Genomic DNA, 701 nt, shown 5'->3' with positions numbered 1-701 from the left:
AGTCGGGCATCGGCGCGGTCGGGTCCGGGGTATCCGTCGCGGCAAGGCGCGCCCGGCAAGCCTCGACACGCCGCAACGCAGCTTCCCAATGCTTCTCGAGCTGGGCTGCGATAAGCCGGTTCTCCGGGTCGCAGGCGGCATAGCGCCGTTCCGCCAGCGAAGCATCGTATTCTGACTGCTGTAGGTCGAGTTCGGCTACGCGCCGGCGCTCGGCCTCTCCTTCCCTGTGCATTCGCTCCGCCTCCAGCGCGGCCTCGATCGCCATCGGCTCGACCACGCGCAGTATCTCCGATGCGATCGCGGCGTCCACACGGGATCCGCCGAAGCTGAGGCAGCGCGGTAGGCCGAGCATGAGATTGGGCCGGTCGCAGCGATAGGTCGGACGCCCCGGCGGGGCGCCGGCATAGGCGACCGCCAGGCCGCGGCCACAGCGCCCGCAGGTCAGCATGCCCGCGAGAAGGGCACGGCCGCCACGCCCGGACTTCTGCCCGCCCGCCCGTCCATAGGCATTGGCTGCGAGCAGCATCTGGTTCCGCTCGTATTCCGCCCAGTCGATATAGGCGGCATGATGATCGCGGATCAGCACGTCCCACGCCTCCGGCGGCTTGCCATGGCCGTAGGACTTACGGGCGCGGCCGTCGACCAGTTCGATGCGCTTCTCACTCTTTCCATAGACATAGGCCCCTGCGTAGAAGGGATTC

Annotated in this window: 1 protein-coding gene; it reads right to left on the bottom strand. The window is 68.2% G+C overall.

Annotation, left to right across the window (positions count from 1 at the left end; genetic code table 11):
• On the bottom strand, positions 1-701 hold a 701-nt coding region (locus ACFOMP_RS19845; RefSeq protein WP_379033805.1), incomplete at both ends, for a recombinase zinc beta ribbon domain-containing protein.

Origin of the sequence: Paracoccus simplex, from assembly GCF_042648325.1 — a bacterium.
GTDB lineage: Bacteria > Pseudomonadota > Alphaproteobacteria > Rhodobacterales > Rhodobacteraceae > Paracoccus > Paracoccus simplex.
Note: the sequence above shows the minus strand (reverse complement) of the source record. Positions and strands in the feature narration are given on the sequence as shown.